This is a genomic window from Streptomyces sp. NPDC127092 (assembly GCF_042722475.1).
In the GTDB taxonomy this organism is placed as follows: Bacteria; Actinomycetota; Actinomycetes; order Streptomycetales; family Streptomycetaceae; genus Streptomyces.
In genome coordinates this window covers 1-566 of the sequence record NZ_JBHXFE010000159.1, presented here as the reverse complement: position 1 = coordinate 566, position 566 = coordinate 1, and the positions used below count along the sequence as shown (strand labels likewise).

At 64.7% G+C, this 566-nt stretch carries 1 protein-coding gene; it reads right to left on the bottom strand.

Going from position 1 to position 566, the window contains the following annotated elements; genetic code table 11:
- On the bottom strand, positions 1-542 hold a 542-nt coding region (locus tag ACFWJO_RS38300; protein WP_386872785.1), incomplete at its 3' end, for a Mu transposase C-terminal domain-containing protein.
- Positions 543-566 lie beyond the last annotated feature (24 nt).

Here is a 566-nt window from a genome sequence, read left to right as displayed (position 1 = left end):
GTGCGCCCGACGAAGGGGGCGAGCGTGGGTGAGAGGTAGCGCTGTCCTTGGAAGTGGATGCCGTCCCGCTGGATCGTGCGGTGCTTGGAGACTCGCAAGAGGAGGCCGTCGAGCTCCTCGAGGCTCTCGGGCATCCTCGGCATCCACCCCTCACCGATCCAGGCCGCTTTCGGGCTCGTACGAATTGCAGCATGCGTGCGCTCGTTGTACTGGCCGACAAACTCCCCGATCGCTCGGTCCAATCCGGCCAGCTCCAGGGCGGGCACAGCCTGAGGGTGGCCCGGGGTGAGATGTCCAGGCAAGGTCGCGAGCACTTCGGTGTTGACGGTCTGGAAGAACCGCTCGATCTTGCCTCTGCCTTGGGGCCGGCCGACGGTGGAGTGGATGATGCGGATCTTCAAGGCGATCGCCGTGTATTCGAGATGGTGACTGGTGAAGTCACTGCCGTGGTTGACGTAGAGAGCGTCGGGGATGCCGCACATCGGCCAGGCCGGATCGTTCTTGGGCCAGATCGCCTGGCGTAGCGCCAGTGCGGTGTTCATCGCTGAAGGGGCTCCCTCGAAGAC